The organism is Pseudomonas stagnisoli, assembly GCF_048595745.1.
In the GTDB taxonomy this organism is placed as follows: Bacteria; Pseudomonadota; Gammaproteobacteria; order Pseudomonadales; family Pseudomonadaceae; genus Aquipseudomonas; species Aquipseudomonas alcaligenes_A.
The window spans coordinates 1944672-1965051 of the sequence record NZ_CP184361.1; the positions used below are offsets into that span (position 1 = coordinate 1944672).

At 55.6% G+C, this 20380-nt stretch carries 14 protein-coding genes and 1 tRNA gene; 10 read left to right on the forward strand and 5 right to left on the reverse strand.

Annotated features, from left to right (window positions below; all coding sequences use genetic code 11):
* Positions 1 to 43: 43 nt before the first annotated feature.
* From rpmI to ACOAPY_RS09455, 10 genes are all read left to right on the forward strand, one after another.
* Positions 44 to 238: a 50S ribosomal protein L35 gene (gene rpmI, locus ACOAPY_RS09410; protein WP_021701550.1), complete on the forward strand. Its 195-nt coding sequence runs from the start codon at positions 44 to 46 to the stop codon at positions 236 to 238.
* A 31-nt stretch (positions 239 to 269) separates the two neighbouring features.
* On the forward strand, positions 270 to 626 hold the full coding sequence (rplT, locus tag ACOAPY_RS09415; protein ID WP_003243409.1) for a 50S ribosomal protein L20: 357 nt from the start codon (positions 270 to 272) through the stop codon (positions 624 to 626).
* A gap of 95 nt (positions 627 to 721) precedes the next feature.
* Positions 722 to 1738, forward strand: a complete 1017-nt coding sequence (gene pheS / locus ACOAPY_RS09420; protein ID WP_076428613.1) for a phenylalanine--tRNA ligase subunit alpha — start codon at positions 722 to 724, stop codon at positions 1736 to 1738.
* A gap of 43 nt (positions 1739 to 1781) precedes the next feature.
* Positions 1782 to 4160: a phenylalanine--tRNA ligase subunit beta gene (gene pheT / locus ACOAPY_RS09425; RefSeq protein ID WP_465156402.1), complete on the forward strand. Its 2379-nt coding sequence runs from the start codon at positions 1782 to 1784 to the stop codon at positions 4158 to 4160.
* Positions 4161 to 4163: 3 nt separating this feature from the next.
* Positions 4164 to 4466 (forward strand): integration host factor subunit alpha, encoded by a 303-nt coding sequence (ihfA, locus tag ACOAPY_RS09430; RefSeq protein WP_002553164.1) that lies wholly within the window; start codon positions 4164 to 4166, stop codon positions 4464 to 4466.
* Positions 4447 to 4803 (forward strand): MerR family transcriptional regulator, encoded by a 357-nt coding sequence (locus tag ACOAPY_RS09435; protein ID WP_021701547.1) that lies wholly within the window; start codon positions 4447 to 4449, stop codon positions 4801 to 4803. Before ihfA ends, ACOAPY_RS09435 begins: the two co-directional genes overlap by 20 nt.
* An 82-nt stretch (positions 4804 to 4885) precedes the next feature.
* Positions 4886 to 4962: transfer RNA gene (locus ACOAPY_RS09440), tRNA-Pro, on the forward strand.
* 342 nt (positions 4963 to 5304) lie between these two features.
* Positions 5305 to 5919: a hypothetical protein gene (locus ACOAPY_RS09445; RefSeq protein WP_465156404.1), complete on the forward strand. Its 615-nt coding sequence runs from the start codon at positions 5305 to 5307 to the stop codon at positions 5917 to 5919.
* 341 nt (positions 5920 to 6260) lie between these two features.
* Positions 6261 to 9080, forward strand: coding sequence for a TrlF family AAA-like ATPase (locus tag ACOAPY_RS09450; protein ID WP_465156406.1), 2820 nt, complete (start codon positions 6261 to 6263; stop codon positions 9078 to 9080).
* 69 nt (positions 9081 to 9149) lie between these two features.
* Complete coding sequence (locus ACOAPY_RS09455; RefSeq protein ID WP_465156408.1) at positions 9150 to 10532, forward strand: hypothetical protein; 1383 nt, start codon at positions 9150 to 9152, stop codon at positions 10530 to 10532.
* A gap of 157 nt (positions 10533 to 10689) precedes the next feature.
* Here the strand turns inward: ACOAPY_RS09455 and ACOAPY_RS09460 are convergent, their stop codons facing one another.
* The 5 genes from ACOAPY_RS09460 to fic form a co-directional block, all read right to left on the reverse strand.
* Entirely contained in the window at positions 10690 to 11955 is a 1266-nt protein-coding gene (locus ACOAPY_RS09460) for a GIY-YIG nuclease family protein (RefSeq protein WP_465156410.1), read from the reverse strand.
* A 48-nt stretch (positions 11956 to 12003) separates the two neighbouring features.
* Positions 12004 to 12240 (reverse strand): type II toxin-antitoxin system Phd/YefM family antitoxin, encoded by a 237-nt coding sequence (locus tag ACOAPY_RS09465; RefSeq protein WP_465156412.1) that lies wholly within the window; start codon positions 12238 to 12240, stop codon positions 12004 to 12006.
* Between the two features lie 189 nt (positions 12241 to 12429).
* Entirely contained in the window at positions 12430 to 15450 is a 3021-nt protein-coding gene (locus tag ACOAPY_RS09470; protein WP_465156414.1) for a DEAD/DEAH box helicase family protein, read from the reverse strand.
* Between the two features lie 259 nt (positions 15451 to 15709).
* On the reverse strand, positions 15710 to 19078 hold the full coding sequence (locus ACOAPY_RS09475; protein ID WP_465156416.1) for a site-specific DNA-methyltransferase: 3369 nt from the start codon (positions 19076 to 19078) through the stop codon (positions 15710 to 15712).
* Between the two features lie 19 nt (positions 19079 to 19097).
* Positions 19098 to 20219, reverse strand: a complete 1122-nt coding sequence (gene fic / locus ACOAPY_RS09480; protein ID WP_465156418.1) for a protein adenylyltransferase Fic — start codon at positions 20217 to 20219, stop codon at positions 19098 to 19100.
* Between the last annotated feature and the right edge of the window lie 161 nt (positions 20220 to 20380).

The window sequence follows — 20380 nt, forward strand, 5'->3', positions numbered from 1 at the left end:
GGCCTGATGGTTATCAGTTGTTAATGAATGCGGAGTACTAAACATGCCAAAGATGAAAACCAAGAGCGGTGCAGCCAAGCGTTTCCTCAAGACCGCTGCTGGCTACAAGCACAAGCACGCTTTCAAGAGCCACATCCTGACCAAAATGTCCACCAAGCGTAAGCGTCAACTGCGCGGTAGCGAGCTGATGCATCCGTCGGACAAGGCAAAAGTCGAGCGCATGCTGCGCGTTCGTTAATTCGGTCAAGATATTTTAGAGGTTATTACTCATGGCTCGTGTTAAGCGTGGCGTTATCGCTCGTGCTCGTCACAAAAAAATCCTGAAACTCGCCAAAGGCTACTACGGTGCGCGTTCGCGCGTGTTCCGCGTTGCCAAGCAGGCTGTGATCAAGGCAGGCCAATACGCCTACCGGGACCGCCGTCAGCGCAAGCGTCAGTTCCGCGCTCTGTGGATCGCTCGTATCAACGCTGGTGCTCGCGTCAACGGCCTGTCCTACAGCCGTCTGATCGCTGGCCTGAAAAAAGCGTCGATCGAAATCGACCGCAAGGTTCTGGCCGATCTGGCAGTGAACGAAAAAGCGGCGTTTGCTGCGATTGTCGAGAAAGCTAAGGCCGTTCTGGCTTAAGTCCCCCGACAATCACCGGGCTTGCCCGGTGGCAACGTCAAAGATAGGGGAAGAGCCTTCAAGCTCTTCCCCTATTTCGTATCTGGAGTCCGTACATGGAAAACCTGGATGCATTGGTCTCGCAAGCGCTTGAGGCCGTGCAAAGCACCGCAGATGTGAACACCCTGGAGCAGCTCCGGGTCCAGTATCTCGGCAAGAAGGGCGAACTGACCGCCCTGATGCAGACCCTTGGCAAGCTCTCCGCCGAGGAACGCCCGCAGGCCGGCGCCCTGATCAATGCCGCCAAGAACCAGGTTCAGGATGCCCTGAACGCCCGCAAATCCGTGCTTGAGCAGGCCCTGCTCGCCGAGAAGCTGGCGTCCGAGCGTATCGACGTAACCCTGCCGGGCCGCGGTCAGGCCTCCGGTGGCCTGCATCCGGTCACCCGTACCCTGGAGCGCGTCGAGCAGTTCTTCACCCATATCGGCTATAGCGTGGCCGAGGGTCCGGAAGTCGAAGACGACTACCATAACTTCGAAGCGCTCAATATCCCCGGCCACCACCCGGCGCGGGCGATGCATGACACCTTCTATTTCAACGCCAACATGCTGCTGCGCACCCATACCTCGCCGGTGCAGGTGCGCACCATGGAATCGCAACAGCCGCCGATTCGCATCGTCTGCCCCGGCCGCGTTTACCGCTGCGATTCCGATATCACTCACTCGCCGATGTTCCATCAGGTCGAAGGCCTGCTGGTCGACGAGGGCATCAGCTTCGCCGACCTCAAGGGCACCATCGAGGAGTTCCTCCGGGTGTTCTTCGAGAAGCCGCTGGGCGTGCGTTTCCGTCCGTCCTTCTTCCCCTTCACCGAGCCGTCGGCCGAGGTCGACATGCAGTGCGTGATGTGCTCCGGCAAGGGCTGCCGCGTGTGCAAGCAGACCGGCTGGCTGGAAGTGATGGGCTGCGGCATGGTGCATCCGAACGTGCTGCGCATGTCCGGCATCGATCCGGAGAAGTACCAGGGCTTCGCCTTCGGCATGGGCGTCGAGCGCCTGGCCATGCTGCGTTACGGCGTCAACGACTTGCGCCTGTTCTTCGATAACGACCTGCGGTTCCTGGCGCAATTCCGCTAGCCGCATGCCCCGTATCGAATTCGCTTAATGGAGAACAGACAGCATGAAATTCAGTGAACAGTGGCTGCGCAGCTGGGTAAACCCGGGCGTTTCGCGCGACGAACTTGTGGCCCGCCTGTCCATGGTCGGCCTGGAAGTGGACGCCGTGATCCCGGTCGCCGGCCAGTTCAGCGGCGTGGTGGTGGGCGAGATCCTCAACGCCGAACAGCACCCGGACGCCGACAAGCTGCGCGTGTGCCAGGTCAGCAACGGCAGCGCCACCTTCCAGGTGGTCTGCGGCGCGCCCAATGCCCGTGCCGGTATCAAGATCCCCTTCGCCATGATCGGCGCTGAGCTGCCGGGCGACTTCAAGATCAAGCAGGCCAAGCTGCGCGGCGTGGAGTCCCAGGGCATGCTCTGCTCGGCCTCCGAGTTGCAGATCAGCGACGACAACAGCGGCCTGATGGAGCTGGCGGCGGATGCCCCGGTCGGCCAGGACGTCCGCGCCTACCTGGGCCTGGACGATGCCAGCATCGAGATCGGCCTGACCCCCAACCGTGGCGACTGCCTGTCGCTGGCCGGCCTGGCCCGCGAAGTCGGTGCCATCTACGGCGCGCAGGTTACGCCGGTGTCCATCGCGCCGGTCGCCGCCGCCCATGACGAAGTGCGCACGGTCGAAGTGCTGGCGACCAAGGCCTGCCCGCGCTACCTGGGCCGTGTCATCCGCAGCGTCGACCTGTCCAAGCCGACTCCGCTGTGGATGGTCGAGCGCCTGCGCCGTTCCGATATCCGCAGCATCGACGCCGCCGTCGACATCACCAACTACGTGATGCTCGAGCTCGGCCAGCCGATGCACGCCTTCGACCTCGCCGAGATCAACGGCGGCATCCGCGTACGCATGGCGGAAGAGGGCGAGAAGCTGGTCCTGCTGGATGGCCAGGAAGTCAGCCTGCGTGCAGATACCCTGGTGATCGCCGACCACAACCGCGCCCTGGCCATCGCCGGCGTGATGGGTGGCGAGCACAGCGGTGTCAGCGGCAAGACCCGTGATCTGTTCCTGGAAAGCGCCTTCTTCGACACCGTCTCGGTGGCCGGCAAGGCCCGCTCCTACGGCCTGCACACCGACTCCTCGCACCGCTTCGAGCGTGGCGTGGACTCGCAGCTGGCGCGCAATGCCATGGAGCGCGCCACCGCGCTGCTGCTGGAGATCGTTGGCGGCGAAGCCGGCCCGATCATCGAAGTGGCCAGCGCCGCTGACTTGCCGAGCGTCGCACCGATTACCCTGCGTGCCGAGCGCATCAGTCAGATGCTGAGCATGGACATGGACGGTGCCGAGGTCGAGCGCCTGCTCACCGCGCTGGGCCTGGGCGTGACCGCTCAGGGCGCCGGTCAGTGGCAGGTCAGCGTGCCGAGCCACCGCTTTGACATCAGTCTGGAAGTGGACCTGATCGAAGAGCTGGGCCGCCTGTACGGCTACAACCGCCTGCCGGTGCGTTACCCGCAGGCTCGTCTGGCTCCGCAGGCCAAGGCCGAAGCCCGTGCCGAACTGCCGGCCCTGCGCCGCCTGCTGGTCGCTCGTGGTTATCAGGAAGCGATCACCTACAGCTTCATCGATCCCAAGTTGTTCGAGCTGTTCAATCCGGGCGTGGCGCCGCTGCAACTGGCCAACCCGATCTCCGCCGACATGGCTGCCATGCGTTCCACGCTGTGGCCAGGCCTGGTCAAGGCGCTGGAGCACAACCTCAATCGCCAGCAGTCGCGCGTGCGCCTGTTCGAGAGCGGCCTGCGTTTTGTCGGTCAGCTCGAAGGTCTGCAGCAGGAAGCCATGCTGGCGGGCGTGATCAGCGGCAGTCGCCTGCCGGAAGGTTGGGCCAACGGCCGCGAGAGCGTGGACTTCTACGACCTCAAGGCCGATGTCGAGGCGCTGCTGGGCTATGCCGGCGCCGCCGCTGCCTTCAGCTTCGTGCCTGGTGAGCACCCGGCTCTGCATCCGGGCCAGACCGCGCGCATCGAGCGGGAAGGGCGCCTGGTTGGCTTCATGGGAGCACTGCACCCGGAGCTGGCCAAGACCCTGGGCCTGGATCAGCCGGTGTTCCTCTTCGAGCTGGTGCTGGCCGAAGTCGCCACCGGGCGCATGCCGGCGTTCAGCGAGTTGTCGCGCTTCCCCGAGGTGCGTCGGGACCTGGCGCTGCTGGTGGATCGTGAACAGCCTGCCGAAGCCGTGCTCGCCACCATTCGCGAGGCTGCAGGCGAATGGCTGACTGACCTCAAGCTATTTGACGTCTATCACGGTAAAGGTATTGATCCGCATAGAAAAAGCCTGGCAGTCGGCTTGACCTGGCAACATCCATCGCGCACTCTTAATGACGATGAGGTGAGTACAACTACGCAAAACATCATCACCTCGCTGGAAGAAAGGTTCAACGCCACGTTAAGGAAGTAGCGTATGGGGGCTCTGACGAAAGCTGAAATGGCGGAACGTCTGTATGAAGAGCTTGGCCTGAATAAGCGGGAAGCCAAGGAGTTGGTGGAGCTGTTTTTCGAGGAAATCCGCCACGCGCTGGAAGACAACGAGCAGGTCAAATTGTCCGGTTTCGGCAATTTTGACCTGCGCGACAAACGTCAGCGCCCAGGTCGCAATCCCAAGACAGGCGAAGAAATCCCGATCACGGCTCGCCGTGTCGTCACCTTTCGTCCGGGCCAGAAATTGAAGGCCAGAGTAGAGGCATATGCTGGAACCAAGTCATAACGACGAGCTGCCGCCTATCCCTGGCAAACGCTACTTCACCATTGGCGAAGTCAGCGACCTCTGTGCCGTCAAACCTCATGTTTTGCGTTACTGGGAGCAGGAGTTTCCCCAGCTCAATCCGGTGAAGCGGCGGGGTAACCGTCGCTATTATCAGCGCCAAGACGTGCTGATGATCCGCCAGATCCGAGCGCTCCTGTACGACCAGGGCTTCACCATCGGCGGGGCGCGTCAGCGTCTCTCCGGCGACGAGGCCAAGGACGACACCACCCAGTACAGGCAGCTGATCCGGCAGATGATTGCCGAGCTTGAGGATGTTCTGCTGGTACTGCGTAAATAAGTGCCCTGCAGTAAAAAAAACTTCCACAATTCAGCAGCTTATTGTAAAGTCCACCTCGCTTTCGGTAACACGGAAGCATCGTCGGGGCGTAGCGCAGCCCGGTAGCGCACTTGCATGGGGTGCAAGGGGTCGAGTGTTCGAATCACTCCGTCCCGACCAAAAAACCCTAAAAAATCCAGTCACTTAGCGGTGACTGGATTTTTTTATGGGTGCGGTTTTCTTTTCTGAATGTCGAAGGCCGTTTCTGGTGACCGTTTGGTGACCGTTTGTGCTGGACTCGCTTTGGTGGGTTTACCCCTATCACAATCGCAAGCGTGTTTGAGGCGGTGGTTGTTCGTGGCGCTACAATCTGAAAGTGCTGGCCAGCCCATTCCTGACTGGCTTCTTTGCTTTGGCGATCCCCTAGATAGAGCTTCCCGGGCCTGCAGAGCATTGTCGCAGGCTACTTCGCTCTGGCTAAATATCCCACTTTAATCTGAGCCTCTAGGACACATCATTGTTATGGAATTCGACGAAGACGCGGTACTTGCAAAGCGGAAGCAGCTAATAGAGTACGCGGCGCTCAGTTCAGTTGGTGCAACCCTTACGGCGGAAGATAGGCTTCGCGTGGTGAACGCTTTCGCTAGGATCACCCCACCCGAAGAGCCTGAGTTCACGGTTGGACTCATAACGATCAACTCTTTGTACGACTCGCCGAGAGCACGGTCCCGGAAGCCTGGCAACCTCGTGCTGAACTGGAGGAAGCTGCTCGAGGTTGTCCCAGATGTGACGCTTGCCGGTCTCGGTGCTGCATCACTGCCCGTCGCGCCGCAAATCGCCATCGCCCTTGTTGGTCTTTACATCTGGAACAAGGTGTGGCGCGGAGCGGTTGAAGAGTTTTCGGAGATCGAGGCCGTCACGATACTTGCACTTTGGAATCATCGAAATGGTGAGCGCAAGATAGCTGAGTCGGAGGGCTTCAAGCGCGTAAACGAACTCAGAGCCAATTGCACTTTACCTCCGCTGACCGCTGGCCAGTATGCGTCGGCGATCAACCGGCTAGTCCAATTGGAATGCATCGAACTCGAGAATGGCGTCATTTGGCTGCGCGAGTGGATTCAGGTGAAGTTCTCATAGATCCGTCAGGCGCAAGCGGCTTTTAATCACGGGCTCCAGTCAACCGCTTTCGGCCCCAAAGCGGATTCTGTACAGGCTTGTCGCGAGGTTAGATTTCCGATCTCCAAGCCTCCAGCCGGAAGCTAACTCTGTGCTGCATTTGGCTCAGTTTGCTGAGTTGCGGCACTGGGGATTGCCCTGCGTAGGAAGTTGCCCAGATGGAGCCTCGCGCGACACCTACCCGTGTAATCCAGCGGCAAGGTAAAGTCGACTCAGTACTGCAGTGCTATTACTGCGATCCGATCTATGGACGTCGGTGCGAAAGTTCAAAACGACTACGGTATTGAGGGGTAGGGGGCAGGGTGAGCGAATATCAGGGGATGCGCTGGTTCAAAATGGATTTTCAGGTTCAGACGCCAGAGGACAATCGCCACTGGGCTGATGACGATATGCGGCTGCTGAGCCCGCGTCGGCCGATGCAAGACGGCATACCTAACGAGGACGATATACAAAGCAAGGCCAAGCGCTTTCTACATCGCTGCCATGAGTTGGAGCTCGAGGCTATCGGTATCACCGATCACAACTTTTCTGAGAAGACTGAGCCCCGCGATTGGTTCCTTACCCATCTAATCGAGCAGAACAAGGCTGTTGCTAGGGAGCTTGGTCGTCCACCTCTCTGCATTCTGCCGGGCTTTGAGGTGGATATTGGCTACCACGTCTTGTGCCTATTTGAGCCTGCCACCAAGGTAAGTCACCTGCGGCGTGTCAACATGATCCTAATTAAGCTAGGACTCGCAGAGAATCAGCGCTTTCGTGCTGGGATGCCTACTGCGTTGCGGCGAGGGGACGAGCCGGTCAGCCTGAAGACTTTGCTTGAGGTAGTTCAGAAGGATCATGGCGGGATTGTAATTGCCGCCCATGCTGACCAACAGGACGGCTTGCTTTCGGCATCTCGCAATATTGATGACTACAAGCTGCCAGGGCTTTTGGCTCTGGAGGTAACCGGTTATCCAATGTCCGAGAAATATCGCTCGATCTTGGAGGGGCGCAATAAGGACTGGTCGCGTGCTGGGCGGCAGCCCGCATATGTGCAGTCGTCGGATGCAAAGTCGCTGCAAGCAGATGCTGAGGGGCATCCTCTCCAAAACGCGTTGGGCTATCGCTACACCTGGGTTAAGTCATCAAAACCTTCGATCAGCTCGCTCCGCCAGGCTTTTCTCGACGGTAAGTCGAGGCTTCGTCTGCAAGAAGACCGGCCCTCAGACGCGCAAACACACCCGCGAATCGTGTTCCTGAAGTGCCGCGGTTTCAAGTTTCTCGCTGATCAGGAGATTTATTTTTCACCGAACCTCAATACGTTGATTGGCGGGCGAGGTACGGGAAAATCTACGGTTCTGGAGCTATTGCGGTTTGCATTCGGACGCGACCGAGGGGACTCCTTCTCTGCCTCTAACCGGGCGAAATTCGAGCGGGTTAAAGCGACCTTTACTGAGGAGGCAGAGGTGCAGGTGGGCTGGGAGGGAATTCCAGGCCAGGTGGACGTCATCTCGCTTAAACCGCAAGAGGGCCATGCGCTACTCCAGGGTGAGGCGCATGACCTTGAGGTCTTTCTCCGCCAGCTTCCCGTGCAGTTCTATAGTCAGCAGCAACTGAGCGAGCTCACGGATATTAATGGTGGTGACAGTCTGCTGGCGATGATTGATGAAGCTTGCTCCGTTGAGCTCCAAGAACTGAAAGGTCAGGAGGATACTCTACGAGCAGAGATCCACCAGCTGTTCGCTGGCATGGATCAGATCGGCGCTTTGACTGAAGAAGTCAGGGTTCTCAAGCAGGAGATCCAGGAGCTTAATCGACAATGGCAAGCGCGGCGTGAGGTTCAAGAGGAGGCGCAGCAGTATCAGTATGCAGAAGCGGCCCGACGTTATGCCGATCAGGTGCGCACTCAGGTCGATGAAGACATACAGCGGTTTTCCCAGCTGGCCGAAGATCTGTCAACGCGGGGCGTGCTCAATGATGGTCATGTACAGGTCTGGCCCAGGTCAGAGTGGTTCAATGAGTTCACTGAAGAGGCAGCCAAGATGCGGCTGGGTTACCAAGCACAGGTAGCCGCACTGGCAGCACAGCTTAGGCAAGATGCGATCAAACTCTTCGGCTGCGGTGAAGGATGGGAGCAGGTTTCGCGAGAGTTGGAAAGCACCAAAGGGACGTTCCTCCGGGCTTGCCATGAGCGAGGCTTGCAGCCGCAGGATGTAGCGCGGTTGCAGGAAATTGATAGATCTCGACAGGCCAAGCTGCAGTCTTTGCAGGGGAAGGAGGAGCGGTTAAATGTGCTTGCTCCTCAGCGTGAGCGTTTGAGTAACGCCCTGGATGAAATAAGCGCGTTGTGGGGGAGACAGTTTGCTGTTCGACAGAGCACTGCCATTGAAATAAATGAAAGAGCCCAAGGCTCTATTCGTGTGCTTATCCAGCAAATGGCAGACGCAGGGGGATTCCTTCAGGCCTGGGAGCTTATGGCCCCTGATGGTCGAAGCCGCTTGGGAAGGGCGTGGACGCACATTGGCACAATAATGTTTGAAAGCTTCTCTAGTCATCTGCAGGAGGCTCCGCAGGAAGCATGCTCACCTTGGTTGCATATCCGTGAGGTGATGGCAGGGCGGCGCGATTTGCCAAAAGCGCTGCTGGAGTACAAAGACGAGCTGAAGGGCTACATTAACAATCAGAAAGATTCGTGGCGAATCGCTCGACTGACCCGAGTCGAGGAGCGCGTCGATATTGAACTATACCGAGCAGATAAAACACTGGTTGGTAGTGTGCAGAGTCAGGCCCTCTCTGAGGGGCAGCGTAATACGGCGATCTTGCACTTACTGCTGGCCAAAGGTGAGGGGCCAATTGTCATTGACCAGCCAGAAGATGAACTGGACTCAAATTTTATCTATCGCGAACTAGTGCCTTTGCTACGTAGCGTGAAGAACCAGCGTCAGCTAATTCTGGCCACGCATAACGCCAACCTCCCTGTGAATGCGGACACCGACTTGGTGTATGCCTTAGAGGTCACCGACGGAAGGGGCACTAAGTTGGCTGCAGGCGGCTTAGATCGGACTGATACGGCCACTGCAGTTCTGGACATCATGGAAGGGTCTGCTGAGGCCTTTAAACGCCGGTTCGACAAGTACCATTTCTAGATGTTGCGCCTGTAGGTGTTATCGGAAGGTGGTTTTTCTTGAGATGTAGCCCCATGCATGGAGCAGTAGATGACTGACGTCGTAATCAACGAAATGGATTTGAAGCGTTTCTCCGCTCTAATAGGCCAGTCCCGCAGCCCAATGACCGAGTTTTTTACCCGCGAAATTGGGTGGTTCGCAAACCAAGATGAAACTGTCCTAGGCGTCGTGCTCATCGATATCCACGACAAAGACTTCACTGCAATTCTGCTGGGAAGAGATGCTATAGGTCGTTACCGTTGTATCGATCAGAAAGTCTCTATGGAGACACCGCAGTCCGCGCATGCCTGGCTGGTAGATAAGATCACCGCCATGACGATGGGTGGGGAAACGGTTTTCGAGCAAGGCGATGAAGAGGGTAAAGCCCTGGATATCTTCACCCCGGTTAAAGCTGAGGAAAAACTCCACCCCTACTTTCAAATCCTCTCGAAGGAACCGTCGCACGTGGCTGCCAGGGGCATTATCCGCGAGATGATGCCTCACTACATCGATATTGATGGAAACTTTATCGAGCAGTTTCAGACCACAGGCTTCGATGCCAGGGTATGGGAGCTCTATCTAAATGCTTATTTGGTGGAAGAGGGGCTCTTCTTCGACCGAGCACATTACGCTCCTGATTTCATCGTTCAAAAATACGGACATACAGTAGCTATCGAAGCGACCATCGTTGGCCGTAAGGGGGCGCTTGAACTCAACACATTCCCTGAGATGACTCTGGAGCAGATGCTAGAGAAGACTCGGAATGAAATGCCTATAAAATTCGGCAGTCCACTCTTCTCTAAGCTTCAAAAAAAGTATTGGGAGATGGAGCACGTTTCCGGAAAACCTATAGTTATCGCTATCGCGGATTTCCATGACAACCAGTCCATGCTGTGGACATCTACTGCTCTCATAAATTATCTCTACGGCGTGCATCACGACCATCACTATGATGAATCGGGAAGGCTGGTCATCACCCCTCAGAAAATTGATAAGCACATCTTGGGTAATAAGGAGATCCCTTCCGGCTTCTTCTTCCAACCTGGTGCAGAAAACATCAGTGCCATCATGTTTTCTGCGAGCGGAACGATCTCCAAATTCAATAGGATGGGCAAGCAGGCAGGCTTCGGTGATAGCAACATCAGATTGATCCGCAGAGGCGCCATGCATGATCACGATCCCAATGCGTCGCTGCCAAAATTGTTTGCCTATGAGGTCGACGAGAACTGCGAGGAAACCTGGGCCGAAGGTATGAACATGTTTCACAACCCTCGCGCCTTGTATCCTGTGCCGGAGGAGTTGTTTCCCTCAATTGCTCACCACTACTTCAAGGACGATATGATCGTGGCTAATCTACCGAAGGTTCATGTCTATTCGTCGATGACCATGATTCTAAATGTCGTAAGCGATGAGGAGTGGAAGAATAAAAAGTGACAGTGACCTAGCAATTCGTTTTGCCAAAGTCCTTTCCATCGACAAAAAATGGGAGGGGCTCTTAGTGTCGGATGAGGATCTGGCTCCATTAGCGCTATTGGTAGAGAGTGGTTATAAAAAAATCACTGTCTACAATAATGATTTGGTCGGAAGAGTATTAAGCCGTACCCGTTTTAGTGATCGCTGCAACAGTCAGGGAAAACTTTCTTCGGCCTACCAGCTTGCCGAGCTCTTTCATCTGCTCGGCGTTTCGCCTCGATGACTCGCTCTTCGTCATCCATCGCAAATTATCGGGGAAGAACCCCTGTGTTTTATCTATCCGGGAGAGTGCCATTCCGGCCTGGCTGGGCTGGCCAACATCAGTAAGAAAGTTTGAGAAATTCCACCAAGGTTCATGCATGTGGATATCCTTTATGTAGATCTTACTATTCGGATTCAGGACGCCGTGAACCAGCCTACTCCAAGATTTATAAGCAGGTGTTTTGCATAGTCCCTTACCTGGTTTGGGAGGTGCTTTTACATCAATACGTCCTGTGCGAATCCTTGCTTTGGCTGCTGCTAGAGAAATTACTCTTGTCTTAACAAGATACTCGGCGCCTGATCTTTTGCTGGGGAAAATGATCCCGTCAATAGGGGTTGTCATACCACATGAGCCACCGCTACATCCTCCTGCTGAAATATTGTAGCCGTGAGGAGCTAGTGTATTTAGCTTGGAGATCCAATATCGCTCTAGCTCCTCAAGGCCGGCCTTTGTAGTGCCACTATCAATTTTTTTAACGTGGAATTGGTCAGGGCCATATTGGCGTATGGCTGCATGTAATGAGAATGAGTTTTTAATTATCCCTCTAGCAGCTTGTTCGCAGTGTCTCTGCCAGCGTTCTTCGAGAGTAAGTATCGAAAGACCAATATATTGTTTTCTATTTAATTTGTTTTCGGCTAAATAAATTATGCCGTTTGCATAGCCTGGGTTGGGTATTTTGGCGAAGGCTTCATCGGAGGAGATTCCAGATTTTAGCCAGCGGGAAATAGTTGTGCTCGTTGCAGGTGGATCTATAGCGCGAACTGCGGCCTCTACATTTGGGTAGCTAATTCCGTAAACAGTTATCTCGTTGATTGCTCTTTCAGAGCGTAGCGGGGACTCACTAAAGACTCGCTCATAAGACATGCCGGATTGGCGGCGTTTAAGTGCGCTCCAATAGTTGACGCCATGCTTCTCGCATTCGGATTTAAATGATCCTTTGTGCTTTAGTTTTTTTGCGCAGGCTGGGCATTTTGTGCCGCGAAGGTGGTTGTTTGGAGATTGCCAAAAGCTTCCATGCTCAGGGCAGATAATTTCACCCTTTTCTCTAGCTCCTCGATAGATGAATTTACTGTAGTCGTAATAATTTCCATGGCGTGCAGCTGCCCGTCGAAGAAAGTCCATGATGGATCCTCGTGTGGTAATAAAAAAGGGGGAGGGTATGCGGGTGTTCTATTTTTCGGAATCGTTTCCGTAGAACATTTCTTCTATTTCTTGAGCGAAGGGGGTTTTTATGTCGTCAGGCACCTCGTAAACCCCTTCAAGCATCCCTGTGCGTGAATGTTTAACTGGTACAATTCGTGCAATTGACTTCCCGTTCCTGCTGATTGTAGTGATCTCTCCGCGTGCCGCGGACTCAATCATTTCGAGGAATAGTGCTTGGGCTTCGCTTATGTCGACTTCTTTCACAGGCAGGCTCTCTTGTGTATGGAGGTCGTGATTGCCTGGGTGTGGATGATGCAGGTGATGAAGAAGTAAATAAAATATCGTTTTGTTATTTTTTTGCGGGTATTTTTAGTGGATTTGGTTTATTCACTAATTGCTTAGTTATTATTTGAGGGGCGCGGCAGCTGACAGCGAAGCCAGCTGCCGTGGCTATTAGTTCAGTATTAACTCCAGAACCTTGTCCATGTAGTTGTCTTCCCCAATGAAGAATACGTGCAGATCGCCCAGGTTAGGTGCGCCAAGGCCTTGTTGGCTCCACAGATGCTCGATACGCATGCGGTTCGTACTTGGCGATAGGATGGCCGACTCTAGCCTCACTTCTGGATCATTCAGGCGCGCTTCAAGATCTTTGATGTTTTGGGCGAGCTGAACCTTGTCGCTGCCAGGGCCTTCATGCTCAAGACCGTGCGGGTCGATGAAGCAGATGCGCTGGCTGCCGTCAGACTTCAGGCACCAAAGGATGAAGTCGGGATAGAAGTTACCTGCCTCGAAGAAGCCAACGCCTTTGCGAGCCAGGTTGCGTAGCAAGAAGATGCGCTCACCACGCTCGGCAAGATTCTCCTCGTTGGCTTGCAGCCATCGTCGTAGGTCGTCAACGAACTGGAATTCGGATTTGTTCAGCGCGACAGGCTGGATCTTCACCTTCTCGCTGGAAAGTAGTGGCTCGTAGAGGTGAGCATCCAGCCTCAAACCCTGGATATAGCCGCTGTCGCGCCAGCCAACCTGAACGAGCTCGTCCTTCAGCTTGCGGATGTCGTCGATCAGGTATTGCTCCGTTGCTTCGACGATCAACTGATAGCTGGCGTCGTCGCCTGGCAGGTTTTCATGCTCACGCGTGAGCAGCACCAGCTCCATGCGCGGGTCGAGGTATTTGCGCTTCTGGTGATTGAAGCAGCGTTCGAGAGCGCCACAGAGCAATTCCAGTGCAATGGACTGCCAGTGACGCTGATTGGCCATCGAAGGTGTCCAGCAATGCGCCGGCACCAGGATGCGATACCAGTCCGGGATCTCCAGCAGCGAGCGTAATGCCCCGGCTTTGATAATGACGTTATCCAGATGTCGCTGGCGACGGAAACGCTCCAAATCGAACCAAAGCCGATCCCAGTCCAGCATCGACAGCCGCAGATTGTCGAAGTGGCGAGGTGGGTTGGCCATAGCCTCTGGTGTCTGGCCGGTGACCTCGGTGGCCTGGAGCATCTGCAGGCGTGGGAAGCGATCGACCACCAACGGCATGGCGCCTTTGGTCATGCCTGGGGGGAGGGCATCGATACTGAGATCCACGATGGGGCCATGTTTGCGGAAGTCGTACTGTTCCTGAGTGTCCTTGCGGAACTTGGAGCGCAGGATCTTGAGCTTCTGGCCGAAGTCATGGGTGACGTTGAGCTTGATTTCCTCGACATGCGGCGCGTCGTTCGGAGGCAGACCTTCGCTTTCCAGAAAGTCGCGGAAGGTCGCCATGAAGTCAGCCTGCACGCCGAACACGTTCAGCGTTTCCAGGAAGTGAATATCCTGTGGCGGATTGACCGGCTGATAGCGGCTGGTACGCATCAAGCTGATGTCCTTGCCTTGCAGGCGCACGCCACGGCCGAAAAGCTGAATGATCTGTGCGCCCTCGCTCTGGCCCATACGCATCAAGCCAAGGCTGGACACGCGCCAGCAGTCCCAGCCCTCGATGAATTTCTTCGAGCCGACCAGCATATGGATGGGCGAAGTCGGCTTGTGCACGTCCGCGAATACCGGCTCGCCAAACTCGCTCGGGCGAACCTCGGCCAGGGAGTGTTTGTCTTCCAGCTCGCTCTGCACATGCTTGGCCAGCGCTGCGGCGTCACCCACGTTGATCACGCCAAAGGGTTGTTCGGCCTCGCCCACCTTGAGCAGCAATTCGCCGCTGTCGCCTTTCACCCGCTCGACCACCAGATGACCACCACCAGGGGCATGGAACAGGCGTTGGCAGATATCGGCATAAAGCTGCGCCGCGCTGTGCTTCAAGCTTTTCAGGTAGGGGAACGACTGTATGAAGATATCGCGGCCCTGGGCGTCGAGCAGGCCGGTCTGCTGGCTATTGCCGTTGAGCACGGTGTCGATGAGCGTAGTGAAGGCTTCACGATGGGCCAGGAAGCGCGCGAGGAAATCGAGGATCTGCGCGACGTCCGAGGGCGATACGCTTTCCTCGTCGACCTTGCGCCCGCTGACGCTGGCGCCGACGAAGACCCACAGTGGTTTTTCCAGGTTATAGCCGGCGTAACGCTTGCCGGCCTCCGTGTACATGCGTAGCTGCTGGTAGAACGCCAGCAGAGCGGCGGTGAGGTAGGTGTCCTTGTGCGCCAGCTCATCCTTGGGCAGGTTGAATATGCGGTAGTCCTTGCCGTAACCGTCTGCATAAAAGTAGCGGTAGCTGTAATCGAACAGCACGGCCTTGGCGTAGCTTTCAGCCAGTGCACGGTCATTGGCCGCCTTGACGGCCTGTTTGAAGGTGGCGGAGTACTCGAAGGTAAAGCCCTTGGCGGCCAGCTTGTCGCGCTTGCTCTTCCAGTCGCTGCCGCTCATGCCGCGATGGCCTTCATCCACCAGCAGCAGGTTGGCATCGCCGAAGCTGTCGACAGCCATCTGCTTGACCTTTTGCTCGTCCGCCAGCTTGGTGATTTCGGTCAGCAGCGGCACATCCAGGGCATTTTGCCCGCGTGAGATAAGGTCGCTTTCTTGCCTGAGCGGCTCGGGATAGAAGCCGTTCTCACGCAGCTCACGCTCGTGTTGCTCGGATAAGCGCTCATTCGGCGATAGTACGATCACCCGGCTGTAATCATCGGCTTGGCTGGTAGCCCGTGCATGCTGGGCAAACTGCAGCAGGTTGACGTGCATCAGCAGCGTTTTCCCGCTGCCTGTGGCGTTTTGCAGGCAGAGCTTGTTGAGGTCTTCGACGGCGTAAGCGCCGATGCCGGTTTCACGCCCCAACGTGAGGTGGTGCTGGTTGAAACGCTCGATAAAGGCGTTGAGAGCAACACAAAGCCCCTGGCGGTCGTTGAAATAGCGGTCGAGGTAAATCTCGACGAACAACAGCGTCAGCCACTGGAAGTACTTCCAGGCAATTTCACCTTTGTGCTTGCGGCGCGCATTGATGGTGCGCGTATGGGCCACCAGATTGGCGTCGTAGCGCTCCAGCTCCGCCGGGCTCAACGCAGCATGGGGCGGCAAGTGCGAGAGCAGGGCGGTGAGAAAGTGATGCTTGCCATTCTTGTCGATGCCCGCCGTGGCACCGCGCAGGCTTTTGGCGATGATCTCCAGCGGGCGAACGTTGTGAGTGCCGTCCTTGTGCGTGACCAGCGGGTCGATACCAAACAGACTGACCAGGTACTGGTTGAGCACCAACGCCTCTTGGAAATGGCTGGCCACCAAGGGCGGTTGAGCTTTGCCTTTACGTGGAGCACGAGCCATCTCAGGCGTCCTCCCACATGCGCTGAGCGAAGGTTTCTTCGATCAAGCGCACACGCATGGCCGCTTCCCCATCGCTGGGCAGTGCATGGTTGCCATTGACGTAAATGGTGGCGAACTCACTCTCAAGTGGGGTGATGCCACGTTTGCCCAACCAGGCCTCCAGCGCCGCCTGGTCGCGACCGGAGTTACCGGTGAGCTTGCGCCAGATGACCAGCACGCGCTCACGTGACAATTCATCACCCGGTACACGCAGCACATGGCCTTCCACCGCGCGGAACCAGAACTCGCCGTCTTCACGCTCCTTGATTGAGGTGGTGCGCCAGCGCGTGTCCTGATCCTGCGGCAGCTCGGGGTCGGCTTCGCGCACCATTTCAATGGCATAACGGCGCGGCTGATCGAGGTGGGCGACATGCAGGCCAATCAGCCAGTTGAAGGTCTCCACCAGGTCGATGGTTTTCTCCACCTGAGCATCGCTGCCTGGCTGTTTGACCTTGAGTGTGTAGGCAGTCGGGTCACTAAATTCGCTAACATTGAGCAGGCTCGGGCTGCTAGTTGTTTCGAATTCCAGCCAGTATTTGAGCAAGTAGTCGCGGGCCATCTCGCTGGTGTCGGTCGAGCTGACATTCAGGTGAGGCGTGTCTGGAAGTTTCAGGTTATTTAGGGTGTCCTCGAAAGACTCCAAGCGCAGATATTTAAAGCAGTGGCTAATACCTTTGCGAGAGGTTGGTTTGCCGTTCTTCCAGTCCGTAGAATAGGAAGCTTTCTGTATTCTTGGTCTTAGGACTTCGTCAAAATGCTTGCCTTGCTCTATTAGTATGTACTTCCTGGTGCTCTTACCTTCTTCTTTGTTGATTGCGATAACCGCATCTGCTGTAGTGCCAGAGCCGCCAAAGAAGTCTAGTACAACCGCATTGTTGTGATGGCCGGCGCCACAGGCTCGTAAAGAGTCCTCTACAAGTTTTTTGGCTTTTGGGTAGTCAAATGTGTTTTCCTGAAAAAGTGCCTTCAGTTCTGCAGCGCCATAGTTTGCAGATGCATATTCAGGCTTGTCCCACCATGTAACAGGCAAGGCGTCTTCATCCATCCGGGTTTTGAAATCTATACTGATCTCTCCCGTGTTTGTTCGACGTACTCTGTAGTCACTGTAGTCCGAGTGGACGCGAACGTGCCCGCGCTGCCATCTTTTCTCTATGCGACTCCCGTTGATCTCCTTGATCGGGAACACTAGTTGTTCATCAGGAGCTATCTCTTCCTGAAGCTCATAGCTCTGGCTTTCAGCATTCCATGTCATTTTAGGAATGCGTATGTTGTTTTCTGAGTTGACGGCAATAGGGTAATAAAGTGTTGGTCTATCTTGTCGCAGATCATTGTTGCCGGTTCTTATGAAGTTAAGCCAGGCGTAACGACCGTTTTCGTCGCTAAATGGATATCGTGCCGCTTTTGTTTCGCTATAGCCTATAGAATATGGCGTTGTTTCTTCAGAGTTTCCGTAAAATAGGATGTACTCATGAACAGGGGAAAGTTTTCCTGTGGCTTTTCTGCTTTGAGGGTTAGATCTGACGATAGCTACGCCTAGCTCCTTCTCAAATATTTCGTCAAGAATAAAACGGAGTGGCGAAACTTCCTCGTCATCAATGGCGATTGCGATGATTGAATGATCTTTCATCAATTCCTTTGCAAGAACTAATCTGTCTTGCATTAAGGTGTGCCAGGAGGAGTCTTTGTAATTGTTTTTGTAAATGATAGATGATGCGCTTGTGTTGTATGGTGGGTCTGTGTAGATGCAATCAATATTTTTCTTGTACTTTGCCTGGAGTAGGTTTAGAGCTTGAAAATTATCAGAGTGAACCAGGATTCCATTATTTGTTGAATCTAGGTCTTGTTGCGAGGCAATTATTCTGTTTTTCGTGCTTTCATCAAAAAAGGCAGTGTCAATCTGCAGGTACGGATTACCCTTTAAGAAGTCAATGGTGAGTGGTGTGGTATAGCCTGATTGAGTCATATCTTCCTTGATTTCATCAATGGCAAATAGCTTTACCCACTCATCCCGTTGCCGAGCATTGGCCGCAATTTCAGGATAAAAACTTTCCGGTATGCGATCCAAAGTGATGCAGTACTGAGTCTCGACAACGAATTTTTTCTTGAGCCAAAGCTTCTTCTGAAAGTCTTCGAGCTGGGCGAGAAAGTCGATAATGCGGCGGGCAATCTTGCGCAGCACACGCAGTTTCTTCAGGTATTCATCCACGCGCGGAGCATCGGCGGCTTCGATATCGTCGAGGCGGATGATCTCGTTCTTGATATAGAAATCCAGCTCACGACGCAGGAAGCCGCCGAGGTTCTTGTGGATGAAGTAGTCCATTGTATTGCGGGCGGTGAACTGCCCCAGGTATTTACCCAGCAGCGTACGGTTGGGCTGTTTATCGGTCGGTGCGGGGGCGAACAGCAGTTCCTGGAATGGGCGAAGTTCTGGATGAGCGAACAGCAGATTTTCCAGTTGCTCGGCGACTACCTGTTCGGCCTCTGCCAGGCGCTTTTGCTGCCAGGTGCCGGTCTGGCCGGATTTTTCAGTATCGGGGCGGTAGTCGAACTGGACGACGAGCTCCGTTTGGCCCTGGTCGTTGACTTCCAACTGCAGGGCTTGCGAGTCGTGGATGATAAAGAAACGCTCCTGGCTTTCTTTGACGTTGTTGTGCTCGCCTTCTGCGGCAGCAGCCAGGCGGAAGTGCACCTTCAGCGGGCTGGCCTGTGCGGGTTGGAAGTCGAATCCGCTTTGCTGACCTTGTTCCTTGGCCTGTGCCGTGCTGAGGTCGAAGGTGAAGTTGCTCAGCGCTTCGCTCGACTTGATGTAGTACTGGTCTTTGTTGGCCCAGTGCAGCATGACTTCACGGCCGTCATAAGGCACGGCATAGGGTGCGGCGCGACTGTCGTTCTCGGCGACGAAGTAGCGCTTGGACATGAAGTCGCCTTTGTCGTAGTAGCGGCTGAAGAATCGGTACAGGTGCTCGTATACCTGGGCATCGTCCGCTAACACGCCGCCGCCGTCGCGGGCTTGCTGCTGAGCGAGCTCGAACTCCTTGCCAACCTTGGTGCCGCGATACTCGGGTTTCAGTTCACCCGTGGGCAGAAAGGCATCTTCGCCGAGTGTTTCGGCGACCTTGACCCGGGCGGCTTCGAGCGAGTCGTGAGCGTTGCTTTGCGATTGCTCGGCAAAGTGGGCATCAATCTCGCTGCCCAACTCGGTGTCGATAAAGGCCTTTATCTGGGCGCTACGGGCGTGAAGGATGCGGTACAGGCCAAAGTCGAGCTCGGGTTGGTTGAGCTGGAACAGTTCCCCCAGCAGGGCGATGAATTGGTCTTTTTGCTTGCTCATGGGTATGTCTCGATAAAGGTCAGGCGTAGGCCTGGAATACGTTGCTGTCGCGCGTCAGGAGCTGCATCAGCTTGGGATGAATGAAGAGTTTTTCCTTACCGACCTGCACTTCGCGCAGGACGTCGATGCCGACCAGCTCTTTCAGATAGCGGGAGGCGGCCTGCCGCTGCGCGATCTGCTTGTCGACCAGGTTGCTGATACGGCAGTAGGGCTGTTCGAAAATCACGTCGACCAGCTCACGGGAATAGGTTTTCGGCAGGCGTTCGCGCACGAACTCGGTGGTGTGTTCTGAGAGGCTGCGGATGGCGGCGATTTTGGCGGTGGTCCAGCGGGCGGTTTCTTCCACGGCGCTGAGCATGTACAGCAGCCAAGGTTCCCAGGCCTGTTCGCGGGTGACATCCAGCAGCAGGCGGTAGTAATCAGCGCGGTGGGCGATGATGTATCGGCTGAGGTAGAGAATCGGCAGGCTCAGCAGACCTTCCTGAATCAGGTACAGGGTGTTGAGCACGCGCCCGGTGCGGCCGTTGCCATCGGCGAATGGATGGATGGCCTCGAACTGGTAATGCCCAACGGCCATGCGCACTAGCGGGTCTAGGTCGGTTTCGTTGTGCAGGAAGCGCTCCCAGTTGGCGAGCAGGTCGCGCAAATGCTCTTCACCTTCCGGTGGTGTGTAGATGATCTCGCCGGTGCGGTCGTTGGCCAACTGGGTACCCGGCACCCGACGAATATCCATATTCACGCCCTTGAGCGTGCGGCAGATCTCGACTGCCGTGACGGTCGATAGTGGGCGCGCCCTTAAGGACTGATAGCCCTGGTGTAAGGCTTTGCGATAACGCAGGGCTTCCTTGGTGGCCGGGTCGGCGTGATTTTCACCATCCTGTGCATGCTGGAAGAGCAAATCCGTGGTAGTGACGATGCTTTCGATTTCCGAGCTGTCCTTGGCTTCCAGCAACGGGATGGTGTTGATCAATACCGTTTGGTTCGGAATCAGCTCGGCTGCTTGCTTCAATTCCGCCAGGGCTGTGCGGGCCTCGATGCAGCGCTTGAGCACTGCACGGGTCTCCAGCTCTGCCGTGGGCGGCAATGGCGGAAGTTGGTTATAGGGCTTGTCAGCCTGCCAGGGCAGGGGGGATGCAGTCATGGATGCAATCCTGATCCTTGGTATCCATCTAATGGCAAGGGCGCTCTGGTGAGCGCCCTTTTCGTGGTTGCAGTGTAAACATGTATGCACGACGTGTCGCTATTTTTAGATTTCGGCGACACGTTTTGCGTTCATGTCGCTGTTAGCGACATGTGTGCCCC

Bases quoted from the DNA above. Each gene is read 5' to 3' on its own strand.
- rpmI (WP_021701550.1), top strand. From the start codon at position 44: ATGCCAAAGATGAAAACCAAGAGCGGTGCAGCCAAGCGTTTCCTCAAG.
- rplT (WP_003243409.1), top strand. From the start codon at position 270: ATGGCTCGTGTTAAGCGTGGCGTTATCGCTCGTGCTCGTCACAAAAAA.
- pheS (WP_076428613.1), top strand. From the start codon at position 722: ATGGAAAACCTGGATGCATTGGTCTCGCAAGCGCTTGAGGCCGTGCAA.
- pheT (WP_465156402.1), top strand. From the start codon at position 1,782: ATGAAATTCAGTGAACAGTGGCTGCGCAGCTGGGTAAACCCGGGCGTT.
- ihfA (WP_002553164.1), top strand. From the start codon at position 4,164: ATGGGGGCTCTGACGAAAGCTGAAATGGCGGAACGTCTGTATGAAGAG.
- ACOAPY_RS09435 (WP_021701547.1), top strand. From the start codon at position 4,447: ATGCTGGAACCAAGTCATAACGACGAGCTGCCGCCTATCCCTGGCAAA.
- ACOAPY_RS09445 (WP_465156404.1), top strand. From the start codon at position 5,305: ATGGAATTCGACGAAGACGCGGTACTTGCAAAGCGGAAGCAGCTAATA.
- ACOAPY_RS09455 (WP_465156408.1), top strand. From the start codon at position 9,150: ATGACTGACGTCGTAATCAACGAAATGGATTTGAAGCGTTTCTCCGCT.
- ACOAPY_RS09460 (WP_465156410.1), bottom strand. From the start codon at position 11,955: ATGGACTTTCTTCGACGGGCAGCTGCACGCCATGGAAATTATTACGAC.
- ACOAPY_RS09475 (WP_465156416.1), bottom strand. From the start codon at position 19,078: ATGAGCAAGCAAAAAGACCAATTCATCGCCCTGCTGGGGGAACTGTTC.
- fic (WP_465156418.1), bottom strand. From the start codon at position 20,219: ATGACTGCATCCCCCCTGCCCTGGCAGGCTGACAAGCCCTATAACCAA.